17 protein-coding genes and 1 pseudogene are annotated in these 15273 nt (G+C 60.2%); 7 read left to right on the forward strand and 11 right to left on the reverse strand.

The window, feature by feature from the left end; translation table 11 throughout:
• Positions 1–24: 24 nt before the first annotated feature.
• Entirely contained in the window at positions 25–405 is a 381-nt protein-coding gene (locus LWF01_RS10890; RefSeq protein WP_349637421.1) for a hypothetical protein, read from the forward strand.
• A 52-nt stretch (positions 406–457) separates the two neighbouring features.
• Here the strand turns inward: LWF01_RS10890 and LWF01_RS10895 are convergent, their stop codons facing one another.
• From LWF01_RS10895 to ychF, 8 genes and pseudogenes are all read right to left on the reverse strand, one after another.
• On the reverse strand, positions 458–769 hold the full coding sequence (locus LWF01_RS10895) for a HigA family addiction module antitoxin (RefSeq protein WP_349640894.1): 312 nt from the start codon (positions 767–769) through the stop codon (positions 458–460).
• Positions 756–1037 carry a type II toxin-antitoxin system RelE/ParE family toxin gene (locus LWF01_RS10900; RefSeq protein ID WP_349640895.1) on the reverse strand — a complete coding sequence of 94 codons (282 nt, stop codon included), beginning with the start codon at positions 1035–1037 and terminating at the stop codon, positions 756–758. The genes LWF01_RS10895 and LWF01_RS10900 overlap by 14 nt, the downstream gene beginning before the upstream one ends.
• A gap of 33 nt (positions 1038–1070) precedes the next feature.
• Positions 1071–1249 (reverse strand): annotated as a pseudogene (locus tag LWF01_RS19275) (DUF933 domain-containing protein); the annotation flags it as partial.
• An 8-nt stretch (positions 1250–1257) separates the two neighbouring features.
• Entirely contained in the window at positions 1258–1581 is a 324-nt protein-coding gene (locus LWF01_RS19315; RefSeq protein WP_490384422.1) for a DUF4143 domain-containing protein, read from the reverse strand.
• A 357-nt stretch (positions 1582–1938) separates the two neighbouring features.
• Positions 1939–3039, reverse strand: coding sequence for a DUF5677 domain-containing protein (locus tag LWF01_RS10915; protein WP_349637423.1), 1101 nt, complete (start codon positions 3037–3039; stop codon positions 1939–1941).
• Between the two features lie 433 nt (positions 3040–3472).
• Positions 3473–4180: a DUF5677 domain-containing protein gene (locus LWF01_RS10920; RefSeq protein ID WP_349637424.1), complete on the reverse strand. Its 708-nt coding sequence runs from the start codon at positions 4178–4180 to the stop codon at positions 3473–3475.
• Positions 4181–4256: 76 nt separating this feature from the next.
• A complete protein-coding gene (locus tag LWF01_RS10925) occupies positions 4257–4826 on the reverse strand; it encodes a hypothetical protein (RefSeq protein ID WP_349637425.1) in 570 nt (189 codons plus the stop codon).
• Between the two features lie 1366 nt (positions 4827–6192).
• Positions 6193–7278: a redox-regulated ATPase YchF gene (gene ychF / locus LWF01_RS10930; protein WP_349637426.1), complete on the reverse strand. Its 1086-nt coding sequence runs from the start codon at positions 7276–7278 to the stop codon at positions 6193–6195.
• Between the two features lie 157 nt (positions 7279–7435).
• On the opposite strand from ychF, the gene LWF01_RS10935 reads away from it, so the two are divergent.
• From LWF01_RS10935 to vapC, 3 genes are read left to right on the forward strand one after another with little or no spacing between them, the layout of a single operon-like run.
• Positions 7436–8578, forward strand: coding sequence for a DNA recombination protein RmuC (locus LWF01_RS10935; protein WP_349637427.1), 1143 nt, complete (start codon positions 7436–7438; stop codon positions 8576–8578).
• A gap of 49 nt (positions 8579–8627) precedes the next feature.
• On the forward strand, positions 8628–8837 hold the full coding sequence (locus LWF01_RS10940; protein WP_349637428.1) for a type II toxin-antitoxin system VapB family antitoxin: 210 nt from the start codon (positions 8628–8630) through the stop codon (positions 8835–8837).
• Positions 8834–9238, forward strand: coding sequence for a type II toxin-antitoxin system VapC family toxin (vapC, locus tag LWF01_RS10945; RefSeq protein ID WP_349637429.1), 405 nt, complete (start codon positions 8834–8836; stop codon positions 9236–9238). The genes LWF01_RS10940 and vapC overlap by 4 nt, the downstream gene beginning before the upstream one ends.
• A 15-nt stretch (positions 9239–9253) precedes the next feature.
• On the opposite strand, the gene LWF01_RS10950 is transcribed toward vapC, so the two are convergent.
• Positions 9254–10282 (reverse strand): 4-hydroxy-3-methylbut-2-enyl diphosphate reductase, encoded by a 1029-nt coding sequence (locus tag LWF01_RS10950; protein ID WP_349640896.1) that lies wholly within the window; start codon positions 10280–10282, stop codon positions 9254–9256.
• Positions 10283–10436: 154 nt separating this feature from the next.
• Here LWF01_RS10950 and xseA point away from each other — a divergent pair, with 154 nt between their 5' ends.
• A complete protein-coding gene (xseA, locus tag LWF01_RS10955; protein ID WP_349637430.1) occupies positions 10437–11834 on the forward strand; it encodes an exodeoxyribonuclease VII large subunit in 1398 nt (465 codons plus the stop codon).
• Positions 11831–12088 (forward strand): exodeoxyribonuclease VII small subunit, encoded by a 258-nt coding sequence (locus LWF01_RS10960; protein WP_349637431.1) that lies wholly within the window; start codon positions 11831–11833, stop codon positions 12086–12088. Before xseA ends, LWF01_RS10960 begins: the two co-directional genes overlap by 4 nt.
• A gap of 130 nt (positions 12089–12218) precedes the next feature.
• Here LWF01_RS10960 and LWF01_RS10965 read toward each other — a convergent pair whose 3' ends face one another.
• Both LWF01_RS10965 and LWF01_RS10970 read right to left on the reverse strand, forming a co-directional pair.
• Positions 12219–13361, reverse strand: a complete 1143-nt coding sequence (locus LWF01_RS10965; RefSeq protein WP_349637432.1) for a PQQ-dependent sugar dehydrogenase — start codon at positions 13359–13361, stop codon at positions 12219–12221.
• 100 nt (positions 13362–13461) lie between these two features.
• Complete coding sequence (locus LWF01_RS10970; protein ID WP_349637433.1) at positions 13462–14040, reverse strand: DUF4245 domain-containing protein; 579 nt, start codon at positions 14038–14040, stop codon at positions 13462–13464.
• Between the two features lie 133 nt (positions 14041–14173).
• Here LWF01_RS10970 and glpX point away from each other — a divergent pair, with 133 nt between their 5' ends.
• The gene (glpX, locus tag LWF01_RS10975; protein ID WP_349637434.1) at positions 14174–15262 is read left to right on the forward strand and encodes a class II fructose-bisphosphatase; all 1089 of its coding nucleotides are present in this window, start codon (positions 14174–14176) and stop codon (positions 15260–15262) included.
• Positions 15263–15273 lie beyond the last annotated feature (11 nt).

Consider the following 15273-nt stretch of genomic DNA (forward strand, 5'->3'; position numbering starts at 1 on the left):
CGGCCATGGCTCTAGCATCGAGGCGTGACCAAGCCGCGCGTGCTTCAGATCGGGATGGACCCGGACGTGATCGACTTCTCGCCCTGGCCGGGTCAAGACGCCGACAAGCTTCGCGCCCGCATCGGCGACGCCGAGGCGGCGTTGCGCAGCGCGGGTTTCGATGTCGCCGTTTGTCTGGTGCCGAGTGACGTCGAAGCCGCCGAGTCGGCAGTGAGAGAGCACTTCGCCGCCGGAACGTTCGACCTGGTAGAGATCGGGTCCGGGATGAGGACATCCCACGAGTTCACACCCATCTTCGAGCGAGTTGTCAACACCGTGACTGCCCTCCAATCGGGCGTCCGATTCTGCTTCAACGACTCACCGGAATCGACTCTCGACGCCGTGCGTCGCGGCCTCACACCTTGAACCTAAACTCAACCACGTCGCCGTCGATGGGACCATCCGCGGCAGCATGATGTCACGCGACCTGTAGCGGCTTGATCGCATCGATCTGGCCCACCGCGCGATCCTTCGCCAGATCCAAGTCATAGTGCGTCTGGAGGTTGAGCCAGAACTGCGCCGACGTGCCGAAGTACTTCGCCAGGCGCAGCGCCGTGTCGGCGGTTATCGCGCGCTTGCCGTGCACGATCTCGTTGATCCGGCGCAGCGACACCCCGATCGACACCGCCAGCTTGTGCTGTGTGATGCCGAAGCCCTCGATGAAGTCCTCCATGAGCAACTCACCCGGGTGGATGGGAGCGAGCTTGCCGCTCGCGTCAGTGGTAGTCAACGATCTCGACCTCCTCTGGTCCAGCTTCGGTCCACATGAAGCAGATCCGCCACTGGTCATTGATCCTGATGCTGTGTCGGCCGGCCCGATCGCCCTTCTGCGCCTCGATCCGTTTTCCTGGCGGTACGCGAAGATCGTCGAGCGACTCCGTAGATCCCACCTGACGAAGCTTGCACAACGCGAATCGATGAATCCGAGGATCGATCGAGGGGACACACTCACGACGCCACAGTCGTTCAGTGTCCTTGCTGCCGAACGACCTGAGCAGCCCACCAGGATATAACGCTTGGCGTCAATAACGCTAGACGTTAAACCTAGATTCCACGACATCCCGTTGGCCATGATGTTGTCCTTGCCTTCCATCCTGACCTTGCCCTTCGCCTTGGCATCGTTCATCGAACCGGCGGCATCGAGGTCATCGAAGGACACAATCTCAGCCTTGATGAAGCCCTTCTGGAAGTCGGTGTGGATCACGCCGGCCGTAGCACTCACGGCCCGAGGAGAGCCAGTGGCACCACGGCGATGCCGTCTGGTCTCCGGTAGGCCGTCGTGCCGGTAGTTACGACAATAAGGTCGGCGACCCGATCAGGAATCTGCTCACGGAGCCACTTCAGATGCCAGACATCGGAGTTAGTCACCTCTGGCGCCAGCTTGACCTCGATGCCAAGTACCTGTCCGTCGACACCCTGGACGAGGAGATCGACTTCGCGATCTCCTCCCCTGAGACGGAGATGGCTTACCGAGGCTTCAGCTGCTTGCCCCAGGACGCGAACCCCGAGGGTGACGAGCGACTCAAAGAGAGGACCGACCATGTGGACACCTGCGGCTCCGAGCAACGATGCCGCCGACAGGTCGAGGAGGCGGACCGCCAACGCGGGATCGCGATACGCAATCGTTGTCGTTTTAGCCGGCTGGCTCCCATCCCGACCAGTAGTCGCGTCAATCAGCCGTGAGTAGGCGGTCGTCGTCGACGAGGCAGTCGCGCGTATGCGGGATGAACCGAGGTCGGGATTGGAAGCCTCGACATGGCCATGCCTTCGCGGCGTGCCTGGCCCTTCTCGCGCTGGAGTACGCACCAGGCATAGGCAGCGGATACTAATTAACTCGGATGCCGCTGTATTTCGTAGCCGAGAAGCATCACCCTCAGTATCTTGCTCGCGCGACCAATCTCACAGAAAGTCAACGTCATCCTGTTGGTTCGATGATTCTGCAACACCGCCAAACCAGTCATTCATCTTCGTCAGGTACTCTTCCCGCGCGTGAGTATCAGTAGAGATGACCTTCCAGTTTAGGCGTTGTTCAAGATTGAATAGATGCGCTTCAACGATGCCTTGTAATATCTGTGGCTTGCGCTCGTCCGAGTACTTCAAGCACATTTCGAAAATCGCCGAAAGCGCCTGCCGGAACAGACGAGTGGTGTCCCGAGCCACCTCCAGCACTCCCTGCCCGGACGCCCCTGCATGGAAGTGCCCTGAACCGGCATCGATTATGCCCAGAAGGCCAAGGGCATCAGCTCCATGTACTGCGTGATGCGCGTCATGGACGCGCCACGCATGCTCGTGGACTCCAGCAAGCGCCTGAAGGTCTTTCCAGCCTGGCTTGCCAATGCCTAGCCGCCGAGCAGTAACACGCGCCGCCCACCCGTAAAGACCCGAATACTCCGCACCGAACCGTCTGACCAGGCGACGCCTCATCACCTCCGGACTCGGCAGATCGCCAGTCCAAGCCGTCTGGCCAGTCTTTCTGCGCTCCATAGCAAGAACGATCCAGCGATGTTCTCTATACCGCGTCGCGGTATAACGATCGCCCATCGCGATCACGCGCGCGACGACAAGGATCTCCGACAGTGTTCGCCACCGGGACTTTGCGCCTAATTGATACCCATGGTCCAGAAGTATCGCAATCTCACGGACAGTCGAAACTGCGCGAGTAGCTAATCCAGCAAACAGATAGCGAGCATGCTCAGGAACACATGGCTTCCAGATCGAACCCGCAAGATACGTTGCTGCATGGCTGAGAGTGGCCGCTTCAAACAAGGGAAGGTGACCGACATCTCGCTGAATCAGGTCCGGTACATCCATAAACTCGCGCCTCGATCGATCACCGAGCTCGCTCAGCAAGTCCTCCATCCCGACCAGAGCATCATCAATTAGGTCGAGAAGCCCTGCCGGATCACGCCAGCTGCGCCCAATACGAGTCGCAAATCCCGATACAGCTTCAATCGCGTGCTCAGCTGCCTCCGCCGACACCTTCTCCTCCGATTCGGACATTTCAACTCACTTCCGCGGCCAGAACACCGACAACGATTAAATTCCCGCACTCCACGAAGAAGCGTGCGCCAACGAGACGTTAAACTGGAACTTCACTACACAATCTCCAAATTGGGCCACGGTCCGGCGATTGCAAACGTTCACTGTCGGCGGAGATCACCGCGGAACTTTCTGCACGGTCACATGCACCCGGCCTGCCGCTTGCGCTGTGCCAGAACTCCAGACGGAAACAGCACGTCCAATGCATATTGTTAATCGGGAGACCGTCGCCAATCCTCGCTCACCCCGACGTATTTGAAACACTCGAGTCAGCAGCAAATCCACCTCGAGACTCTCGCCCGCACGATCGAGGACAGGGAGTTGATTATCCTCGTTCTCGGCATTAGACATCGCAAGAAGGTGTACTCGATATACCTAAGCCCGCCGCAGACAACTACTCGCGGATGCGCCACGAAGCCGTCACGCTGCGCAAGACGTCGAGAACATCGTTTCGGTGTTCAGGATCAGACGAGGCAAGCTCGAGGGAGTTGTCAAGTACCACACTCAGATCGGCCAACGCGTGGACAGCATCCCTTCTGAACTGGAGGTTGATACCGTCCACACTCACGAGCGCACGAATAAAATCACCGATTAGGACCATTGCCACTAGACTAGCAACGATGTCCGGGTCCAGCTGATCAAACGGATCGGGATCATCAAAATACGACTGGGCGCTTAGCACGTCCACATGAACGAACTGACATGCCGTTATATAGAAAAGCGAATACAACTCAGCGACATGCGGAGCAGCTGTGGAACGCTTAGCTAAATCACTGACGCGGAGATTCACGTCTGCGCGAATACCGGTATTGCGGTGCACAACATGATTGTAATTCACTCTGCCATCGGCATATGACCCGAAGGTGTAGTTTTCTTCATCAACCTTGGGTGAAATATTCTCCCAGAAGATTGAATCATCTTGGGCGATCGCATCTAAAAAGAGGGTGTTCTCGAAAACGCTCCGCGCTAGAGCGTACACGCTTTGAGGCACTCCAGCATCAGACAGGCGCTCGAGGCTCTCCAACGTTCGTTTAGTCTTAATTACCGAGAATAAGCAGTAGTCAACCGGAGTTCGAATACGAAAAGCTGCGGCCTGGCGCACGCTCGGCTCCATGCGACTCGATCGATCGTCACCACTAAGGTGGCGCGATAGAAAATCTATCATCACCATTTTCAGCTTACGGGAGACCTGTTGGACGGATTCTTGGATAATTTTCGTTTCCAAATTTCACAAATGCCAGCGACGATACACCTTCCGGGGCAAAAGGCGCTGCCGAGATTTCTTTATACTCATCCACATAGAGTTGGAAAAGCTCGAGATCTTCGTCCGAGATAAGCTCGAGGTTCATTTCAGCAGGCATCAGCCCATCGGTCCGGCTAAAGGCGTACACAAATTCATCTCGTATTCCGGCCCTTAGCATGAGCCGTGCGGACGCGTGAACAGATTCCGTGGGATCCGCAATGTGCCCGAAGACAAGATCACTATCTCCAGGGCGTCGCCCGTAGAGTTCAAAGAATGTATCAGAGGCTTCAGAAAGCACGTCCTTCACGTCCTCCACTAGAGGAACTTGCCGAATCACGTTGCCCGCAGAATCGAGCCCATACTTAAACGACTTCAGCGAGCAGCACTCACGGTACAGCTGCATCGACCCGCACAGGCACTCGGCATCGGGCGATAGCTCAGTAAAGTCGCGCGTCAAGGCACAGCCCCAATCTTCGAAGTGAGTTGATGGTTGCGCCCGCGTCATCTGATGAGAACGCCACCCTCTGCGGCCCGAGACACACAGTCCGCCGAGAACTGAGGCCGCAACTGGCTTTAACTACCACTAACCGCACAAGTGAGTGACCGGAGTGTCAGCTGCTTCGACTGTAACCCGCTACACATTAAACCTAAACTCGACCACGTCGCCATGATTCATGATTACGGAACATTGCCCTCCTAAGGAAAAGACCGCGCAGCTCGCCTTGGTGCTGTAGAAGTGCTTAGCAAGCGCAGCCGTTCCGCGGCTTGCGAGTGGTTCGCTGCTCCGGGCCCCATGAAGGCTGCGTATGGGAAGCTGACTTCGCCGACATCGATCTAGTCCGTGGCTAGACGAACCTGGCGAAATCTACGGAAGCCCCGATGCCCATACCCAGAAGATCTAACGCAAGCGATCTCTCTGGATTCAGCACCAGCTCTTCTTGATCATTAACCTGACATGAAGGAGACATTGCTTCAGGAAACCTGAAGTGTGAGCTGGTCGAGCAGGAGGAGTCTGGACAATTACTGGACTTCCGATGATGATGCGGGAGACCACTGGTGGGCGGTGCTCTCCATCACGCCTCGCTAACGGTGAAATCTGACGAGCCTCGTCCGGCACCCACTCATCGTAGTGAACACGGAAAAGAGACTCTATGCTTACTCGACGCCATTCCTGGCTGGACCCAATCATCCAGGCACACAGTTCGGATACTCGGGCAGGGCTATACGAACGAGGTGAAAAGCCCTCCGGTGTGAAGCCTCTCCCCTGAGCCCATAGGTACTCAAAAATTCTCTCAGTACCAGATCCGCCCCTGTCATCTGGCATTCCTTCGAGCTCGAGCCCTTGCATGTTTCCATCAGCGGTCCCATGAAGGACAATAAGCGTTACCGTGCCATCCTCATTGGGGAATTCACAGACCCACAATGCGATCTTAGGAGCGGACGCCTGCGATTCCCGATAGTCATCATGCCCCCGGAGCGCATGTGCAGCGCTGCCAGACCATCGACGCCAACTCCCTTCGCTCGATCCGAGAGAATGTTCAATGAAAAGCGCTGTGTTGTCAATTTCGGGCACCATACGCTCTGCGAGTTTCCGTAACTGGAGCTTATTTATCCCGCCTTCTAGAGGGAGATCCTTAATCTTTTCGAATCCAATCGCACTCGAATACTGTGGGACTATAGAGCCAAAATTTGCAGATACCTTATAATTACTCTTCTTGAAATCTTCAACATTCGACTGCTCATAAATTTTCCAGTACCCCAGATACATCAGTCGCTTGAGATCTAGTTTCACACGAAACCCCTTAATTTCATGCCTCCTGGATGAGAGCCAAGATCATTCACGCCGCGTTGCAGTCAGCACCAGCCGCTATTTACACGTTGAATCTAAATTCCACGACATCCCCGTCGGCCATGATGTAGTCCTTGCCTTCCATCCTGACCTTGCCCTTCGCCTTGGCATCGTTCATCGAACCGGCGGCGTCGAGGTCATCGAAGGACACGATCTCCGCCTTGATGAAGCCCTTTTGAAAGTCGGTGTGAATTACGCCGGCCGCCTGCGGGGCGGTATCGCCCTTGTGGATAGTCCAGGCCCGAGATTCCTTTGGCCCCGCGGTCAGATAGGTCTGCAGGCCGAGAGTCCGGAATCCCACGTGTGCCAACTGATCCAGGCCGGCTTCGTCCTGCCCGGTGGATTCCAGCATCTCCCGGGCCTCATCCTCGTCGAGTTCGGCGAGTTCCGACTCAAACTTGGCGTCCAGGAAGATCGCCTCGACCGGGGCGACAAGTTTGCGTAGTTCGTCCTTGCGTCCCTCGTCGGCGAGCACGTCATCGTCGACATTGAACACGAACAGAAACGGCTTGGCCGTCAGCAGGGACAACTCACGGATCGGCGTCACATCGAAGCCGTCGTCGTGCATCGCGCTGAAGAGCGTGCGTCCCTCCCCCAGGATCTCGGCCGCCTTCGTCGCGGCCTCGAGCACCTCCGGCTCGTTGCGCTTCTGCTTTACTTCTTTTTCGATCCTCGGCAGCGCCTTTTCGACGGTCTGCAGATCTGCGAGGATCAGCTCGGTGTTGATGGTGTCGATATCGCTTGCCGGCGACACCTCGCCTTCGACGTGGACCACATCGGAGTCCGCGAATCCTCGAATCACCTGGCAGATCGCGTCGGCTTCACGGATGGTAGCCAGGAACTGGTTTCCCAATCCCTCACCCTCGCTCGCGCCGCGGACGATACCGGCGATGTCGACGAACGACACGGTGGCGGGAAGTATCCGCTCCGAGCCGAAGATCTCAGCCAATCTGTTAAGTCGCTGATCGGGCAGCGAGACGACGCCGATATTGGGTTCAATCGTCGCGAACGGATAGTTCGCAGCGAGTACCTGGTTTCGGGTCAGAGCGTTAAACATGGTGGACTTGCCAACGTTGGGCAGTCCGACGATTCCAATAGTGAGTGCCACGTCGTCAAGATGCTACCCAAGTTAACGGCTCGGGGCATCTTTTCAGCTCAGTGCATGTCGCCAACAGCTCAGACGTTGGCAGACCGTACAGCGGATTCTGACTATGTCCCGGCGTTGCCCTGCGGCGAATGTCAGTGCCGGCTGTCATGGTTTCAGCATGAACACCTGGAATGCAGTCGCGGTTGTCGTTGCCGTAGTCGTCGCACTCATCGTCGGCGGCGTGCTTGGCTGGCTGCTTGCGAAAGTGACAACCAGAGCCGACCGGATCGCTGCGGAGACCGAGCGCAACATGCTGCGCGAGCGAGTTCAGGATCTGGAGGCCGACGCCGGTCTCACCACCGAACTCGCGGCGATGCTCGGCCCGCTCGCCCACAGCGTGCAGCGCGTAGAACATCAGGTTCAGACCCTGGAACGGGACCGGACCGAGCAGTACGCCAGGCTCGACACTCAGCTGGCGACTGTCGCGGCCTCCGGAGAGGCACTGCGCTCAACGACCGCGCAGCTCGTCGGGTCACTCAGGGCTTCGACGTCCCGTGGCAGCTGGGGCGAGGTCCAACTGCGCAGGGTTGTCGAGCACGCCGGAATGCTGGAACGAGTCGACTTCACCGTCCAGGCACCCGGGCAGAACTCACAAGATGCCGCGATCCGCCCGGATATGGTGGTCCGGCTGCCCGGGGGAAAGCAGATCGTAGTCGATGCCAAAGCCCCGCTGGCGGCCTTTCTGCAGGCAAGCGAGCAGGGCGCCTCGGGTGGGCCCACGCCGGAACAGCTCAAGGCCCATGCGAAGAATCTGCGAACGCATATCGACGGCTTGGCCGCCAAGGAGTACTGGACGGCGTTCACTCCGACGCCGGAACTCGTGCTGTGCTTCATTCCGGGTGAATCATTTCTCGCCGCGGCGTGCTCAGCCGATCCGGCATTGCTTGAGCACGCAATGAGCAAACGGGTCGTGCTGGCAACACCGACAACACTGTTGGCGTTGCTGCGCACCGTGGCACTGACCTGGCAGCAGGACTCGCTCAGCGGCTCCGCGAAGGAGCTGTATCGCGTGGGCAGGGAACTCTACGAACGTCTCGGCACCATGGGAGGGCATGTGGAGAAATTGGGCGGTTCACTGAACCGCGCCGTCGCCGACTACAACCGGCTGGTCGGAACGCTGGAGTCGCGAGTGCTGGTCACCGCCCGGCGGATGAACGACCTTGACCTTACAGATCGGAATCTTCCAGCGCCCGAACCGATCACTGCCGCGGCACGAAACATCGGCGCGCCGGAACTCCTGGACGATAGGGAGAGCGCATGAACCTGGGGCGACTTACACCCTTATACACACTCAGGTGTATTATCCGTACATGAGCAGGACAAATATTGAACTCGACGACGAGCTTGTGGAGAAAGCCATGCGGTTGTATCGATTGGACTCCAAGCGCTCAGCGGTACAGCTCGCCCTTGAGCGATTGGTCGGTGACACCATGACCAAGGACGAGGCCCTTTCGATGCAGGGCGCCGGCTTCGAGCTCAGCAATGCGGAGATCGAATCGCTTTCCGACGTTGACTCATGATCGTTGACACCTCGGCCTGGATCGAGTATTTCCAAGGCACGGATTCGCTCGCTAACCACCGCATCTACGACTCGATACGTGACGATGCCCATATCGTTGTCCCGGAACTCGTGATGATGGAGCTATCGATAGGTACGACCGACGAAGCTGCCGCGGCGCGCCGCAAGCGCTTCTTGCGTCGGTTTGACATCATCCCGATCGCTCCGCTCCGAGACACGGAGGCCGCCGCAACAATTCATCGTCGCTGCCGACGCTCCGGAGAAACTGTTCGCAATCTGATCGACTGCACCATTGCTGCAGTAGCGATCCGGCTTGGGTATCCCGTCTTGCATCGCGATCGCGACTTCTCCGCGATTGCCAGGCATACCCGCCTGAAGGAGGAGCCGGCGTTCGACAGATAGCGGCAGATTCCTTAGCTAGCTCCGGCGCTTGTTGCTGGTCTCTTCCCCTGCGGCTTTGAGGTCCTTCCGCAGCTCGCGCGGCAGGGAGAACATCAGGTCTTCCTCGGCCGTAACGATTTCTTCGACCTCGCCGAACCCGTACTCCGCCAGCAGTTCCAGCACCTGGCGCACCAGGTTCTCCGGCACCGAGGCGCCCGAGGTCACGCCGACAGTGGCTACACCGTGGAACCAGGTTTCATCGATCTCCCGGGCATAGTCCACCCGATAAGCGGCTTTCGCGCCGTGCTCCAGCGCAACTTCGACCAGCCGAACCGAGTTCGAAGAGTTCGACGAACCGACCACGATAACGAGTTCGGCCTCGGGAGCTATCTTCTTCACCGCGACCTGACGGTTCTGCGTCGCGTAGCAGATGTCGTCGCTGGGCGGATCCTGAAGCTTGGGGAACTTTTCCCGCAGGCGACGGACGGTTTCCATGGTTTCGTCCACCGACAGCGTCGTCTGCGAAAGCCAAACGATCTTCTCCGGATCGCGAACCGTCACACCCTCGACGTCATCCGGGCTCTGCACGAGCTGAATATGATCGGGCGCCTCACCGGCCGTACCTTCGACTTCCTCGTGACCCTCGTGGCCAACCAGCAGAATGTCGTAGTCCTCGCGGGCGAAACGGACGGCCTCTTTGTGCACCTTGGTGACGAGCGGGCAGGTCGCGTCAATTGTCTGCAGATTCCGCTCAGCGGCTACCTGATGGACGGCAGGCGATACGCCGTGAGCGGAAAACACCACCCGGGCGCCCTCCGGAACCTGGTCGGTTTCGTCGACAAAGATGGCGCCGCGTTCGGCAAGGGTTTCAACAACATGCAGGTTGTGCACGATCTGTTTACGCACGTAGACCGGCGCGCCATAGTGATCCAGGGCCTTCTCCACCGCGATGACCGCACGGTCGACGCCAGCGCAGTAGCCACGGGGCGCAGCGAGAAGCACCCGCCTACCGACTCCGGCGGGGCTGATAATCTCCGATGGAGCGAGCCTCTTTCGAGGCATCATCGGAGTGGGCAAGCTGATCGATGCTGGTGCTGTTGTCACAGCTCAATGGTACGTGTTGACTATTAGCGTTTCCCAAGTCGCTGCGGAGAGCTTCAAATCTTCGATGGCGGCACGACACGGATTTGGCAAGCAGGGCGGGTAGGAGCTTAGGACTATGGCGGCAAAAATCACGGGAGCGCCCTCCACACTGGGCAGCGCGCCGGATGCCACCCAGGTCGAGCTCGCGAGTACCGCGGCAGAGACGACCGCCGAGAATCCTTGGCCGTTGCGGCTACTGGCGGTGAAGATGAAGGACTACATCGCCAAAATGTCCCCCGTGTGGATCGAGGGCCAAGTGGTGCAATTCTCACAGCGCGACCGCTCCTCATTCCTCACCCTGCGGGACACCGATGTTGAGATGTCGCTGCCGGTTCACGTCTGGGGCACAGTCCTCGACCGGCTCTCCGCACCTCTCGAGCAGGGCGCGCGGGTCGTCGTCAACGTGAAGGCAGATTTTTGGCCGAAGAACGGCCGTCTTTCGATGAAGGCCAACGACATACGCGCGGTTGGCATCGGCGAGCTGCTGGCCCGGATCGAGCAACTGCGCCAGCAGCTCGGCAACGAAGGACTGTTTGCCGCGGAACTCAAGAAGCCTTTGCCGTTCCTGCCCCAGCGCGTGGGTCTGATCACCGGCCGGAATAGCGACGCGATGAAGGACGTGCTGAAGAACAGCCGGCGGCGCTGGCCCGCTGTGGAATTCGAGGTGCGTGAAGTCGCCGTGCAGGGTCCGGAAGCCGTCCCCCAGGTGACGAAAGCACTCGCCGAGCTCGACGCCATGCCTGCAATTGATGTCATCGTGATCGCCCGCGGCGGTGGATCGATGGAGGATCTGCTTCCGTTCAGCAACGAGACTATGGTCAGGGCCGCCGCGGCAGCCGTCACGCCGTTGATCTCCGCGATCGGCCACGAGGCAGACCGCCCCCTGCTCGACGAGGTCGCCGACTTCCGCGCATCGACGCCAACCGACGCTGCCAAGCATCTGGTGCCGGATGTCGCGGAGGAAATGGCGGGACTCGCCAAGGCGCGGGCCAGCCTAACCCGGGCCATGATCAACCGCATTCAGCAGGAACAGCATCGCCTGGATGCGGTTCGTTCCCGCCCGGTTCTCGCCGAACCGCAAGTCATGGTGGCTGCACGCGCGGCAGAGGTCATGGCATTGCGTGACCGGGCGCTTCGAGCGATGCATTCCGGGCTCCGTTCGGCCGGCGACCGGATCGAGCATCTGCGCGCCCAGGTCCGTGCGCTGTCGCCACAACAAACGCTTGACCGTGGTTACGCCGTCGTTCAGACCACCGATGGCATTCTGCGAAACGCCGACGATGCGTCGGCCGGTGACAGCCTCAAGATCCGGCTGGCCGCTGGCGGTCTGCGGGCTACCGTCGACGAGATCCTCAGCGCCGGTACCTCCCGGACTGCGCCGAACGAACTGGAAGCGTCAGCGGACCAGACGGACCAGGCCACCGAGCGGGCCGACGAAGCGCCCGATCCAGCACATCCAGGAGAAGATCAATGACCGAAGCGAACGACACCACCGCGGGAATCGACCCGTCCGAACTCAGCTACGAAGCTGCCCGCGACGAACTTGTTGATGTGGTCCGGCAGCTGGAAACCGGCGGAAGCAGCCTCGAGCAGTCGCTTGCGCTGTGGGAACGTGGCGAAGCTCTCGCGAGCCGCTGCCAGCTGTGGCTCGATGGCGCGAAAGAACGCCTGGCGAAGGCGCAGCAGGCACACGCCAACCCAGCTGCCAACGGCGAAGAGCCGAGCTAGTCACGCCTTCAGCTCGGCTTTGGGAAGCCGAGCCTTCAGCTCGGCCTTGGGAGACGAGCAGGCTCGGCCTCGGGAAGGCGAGCAGGCTCAGCACCGAGCCGGCGTTTTACCCTGCATGACCGTCGAATCGCTAGTCAAGCGGGACCCGGAGCACCCTCGATTCGGGACCCTGGTTCGTCAACAGCCATAGTGAATTGTCCGGCGCGACGGCAACGGCACGCAGCCTGCCGTGCTCGTTCTGGAAGTACGCTTCGGGTTTCCGGACCGTGGTGCCACTTCGCGGTACCCGCCACAGTCGCTCGCCTCTCAGCGCCGCGAGGTAGACCGCGTCCTGCGTTACTGCCAGCCCACTCGGAGAGGCCTGACCTGGTGGCCAGGTGACCAGCGGGTCGATGAAGCCGGAGCCACCGCCGTCTCCCTCCACCTCGGGCCAGCCATAGTTCCCGCCCGCTTCGATCAGATTGAGCTCATCGAGCCTGTCCTGGCCGAACTCGCTCGCCCACATATTCCCTTCACTGTCCCAGCCCATGCCCTGGACATTTCGATGACCGAAGCTGAACACCGGTGAGCCTTCGAACGGATTATCGTCCGGGATGCTCCCGTCGGCAGCGATTCGCAGGATCTTCCCGTTCAGCGAGTTATTGTTCTGCGCGTTGGGCCGGTTTTGCGCGTCACCGGTTGACACATAGAGACTGCCGTCCGGTCCGAACGCCAACCGTCCCCCGTTATGCGTGCTTGCGGCCTCGATCCCGTCCAGAATCACCGTCGGGTCACTCAGCCGAGCCTCGCCGAGCCGCATCGTGAAGACGTTACTTCCATCCTCACCGGTGCGATAAAGGTAAACCAGCGAATCACTTGAAAAGCTCTGTGAAACGGCGATGCCGAGCAATCCGCCCTCCCCGCCGACCGCGACATCCGGAACGACGCCATCGGGCCCGGAGGCATCGATTTCGACGACATCCCCATCGTCCGTCAACTGAATAACCCTTGCCTCGTCCCGCAGGGTTATCAGGGCCGAACCGTCGGGGAGAAACGCCACACCCCACGGCGTATCGAGCCCACCGGCCAACTGCTGCGGCGTTCCCGGAGTTCCTTCCGGCAGCTCCGGCGCACTGCTTGCAGAAGGGGTCGCCTCGGGCTCGGCCGAGTTTGGTCCGGGCGATCCGGGGTCAGTAGAGGCGGACTGTGAGCTTGACTGCACCACTCTCGGCTCGCCACCTGTACAGCCCGAAACCAGCAGGGCAACGGCTGCAACCGCAGCGATTGTCGCCATCGGACTGGCGTTCCTTAGTGACCACGGCTCCATTCATCAACACTAGAGCCTGCCGAACCCGGTAGCCATAGAACGAACAATCGGTGGCCGGCGGAACCCGCTATTTGACGCTCTCCACCACTGCCTCGGCGAAGGCGCCGAAAGCAGCATCATCGGCTTTGCCCTTGAGGATATAGGTCACATCCCCATCAGTGCCGATCATGTACCGCGTGCTGCCATCGTCGCGAAGCTGCCAATCAAGGCCGGCAACCTGGCGGGTACCTGTATCAGTCGCTTCCCCGGTAAAGGCGTTGATCCACTGCTTGTCAGGCTTCTCGACCTGGGTGACTGTCAGCCACCTCTCCTGGTCATCCACGTAGCTGATGTACCAGGTCGGCAGCTCGGGATTCCCGGACTGGCTGAACGATGCCTCGTTCGGGTTCCAACCAGGCATGTCCGGAGTTGCCAGGGTGAATGGCGCCGCTTCTCTCGCGCCATCGGCCACCGCAGCGACATCGACGGTTCTGGAGAACGTCTTCTCCGGATGCGGTGCCAGCGCGAGAGCCGCCACTGCCACGAGCAAGCAGGCGATCACGGCGATCGCGACCTGGAACATCGTGGCATTGTTCCGCTGCTCGCGATGCGTCAGCGTTCGCGGATTACGGCCGGCCGGACCGCCCGCGGAATTTGCAGAATTCACCTAGCTATCTTCGCGCATTATCGCGACCCGCGCCAAAAACTGAGCAGCGCCGGCCGGTTCGCCTCCAGCCAAGTCACCAGCCATTTGTGGGCACCCCCGACAGCTCCCGGCCTCTCGGTGGCAGAATGACCATATGACTCAGAACGCAGATTCGTCCCAAACTCCCTCAACGCCCACTGCGGTGACCGATTCCTGGTCTACCCAGTCGGCCGTCAGCGGCTCCGAGCCCGACCGCAACCTTGCGCTCGAGCTGGTCCGGGTCACCGAGGCGGCCGCGATCGCGTCGGCGCCATGGGTTGGCCGTGGCGACAAGAACGCAGCGGATGGCGCCGCCGTCGCCGCGATGCGTAACGTGATTTCCAGCGTCCGGATGACCGGAACCGTCGTGATCGGCGAGGGCGAGAAAGACGAAGCGCCCATGTTGTTCAACGGCGAGAAGGTCGGGGATGGCGAGGGCGCACACTGTGACGTCGCTGTGGACCCGATCGACGGAACGCGCCTGACCGCGCTCGGAATGCCTAACGCGATTTCGGTTCTGGCCGTGACCGAGGACGGCGCAATGTACGATCCTTCTGCCGTCTTCTACATGGAGAAGTTGGTTGCCGGCCCCGAAGCGGCCGAGGTGGTCGACCTTCGACTGCCGGTCGGCGAGAACATCCGCCGGGTTGCGAAGGCCAAGGGCACCGACGCCTCAGCCGTCACCGTCGTCGTACTGGACCGCCCGCGGCACAAATCGCTCGTCGAGGACATTCGCGCCGCCGGCGCCCGTATCCGATTCATCACCGACGGTGACGTCGCCGGTGCGATCGCCGCTGCCCGCCCCGACACCGGTATCGACATGCTGCTCGGTATCGGCGGAACTCCGGAAGGAATCATTGCCGCCTGCGCCATCAAGGCCGTCGGGGGCGTGATCCAGGGCAGGCTGTGGCCGCAGTCCGACGACGAAAAGCAGAAGGCTATCGACGCCGGCCACGACCTGACCGCGGTGCTGAGCACCAACGACCTGGTCACCGGCGACAACTCGTACTTCGCAGCCACCGGTATCACCGACGGCGATCTGCTCAGCGGCGTGCGGTACGAGAAGAACCGGGTATACACGAACTCCCTGATCATGCGCTCGAAGTCCGGGACCGTGCGCACAGTGACCAGCGAGCACCGTTCCGAAAAGACCACGTCATACGTGAACGCGGCGAAAGAAGCCGCCGCCCGCGGACTGGTTTAGGACTGGTGACG

It is taken from the genome of Saxibacter everestensis (assembly GCF_025787225.1).
GTDB lineage: Bacteria > Actinomycetota > Actinomycetes > Actinomycetales > Brevibacteriaceae > Saxibacter > Saxibacter everestensis.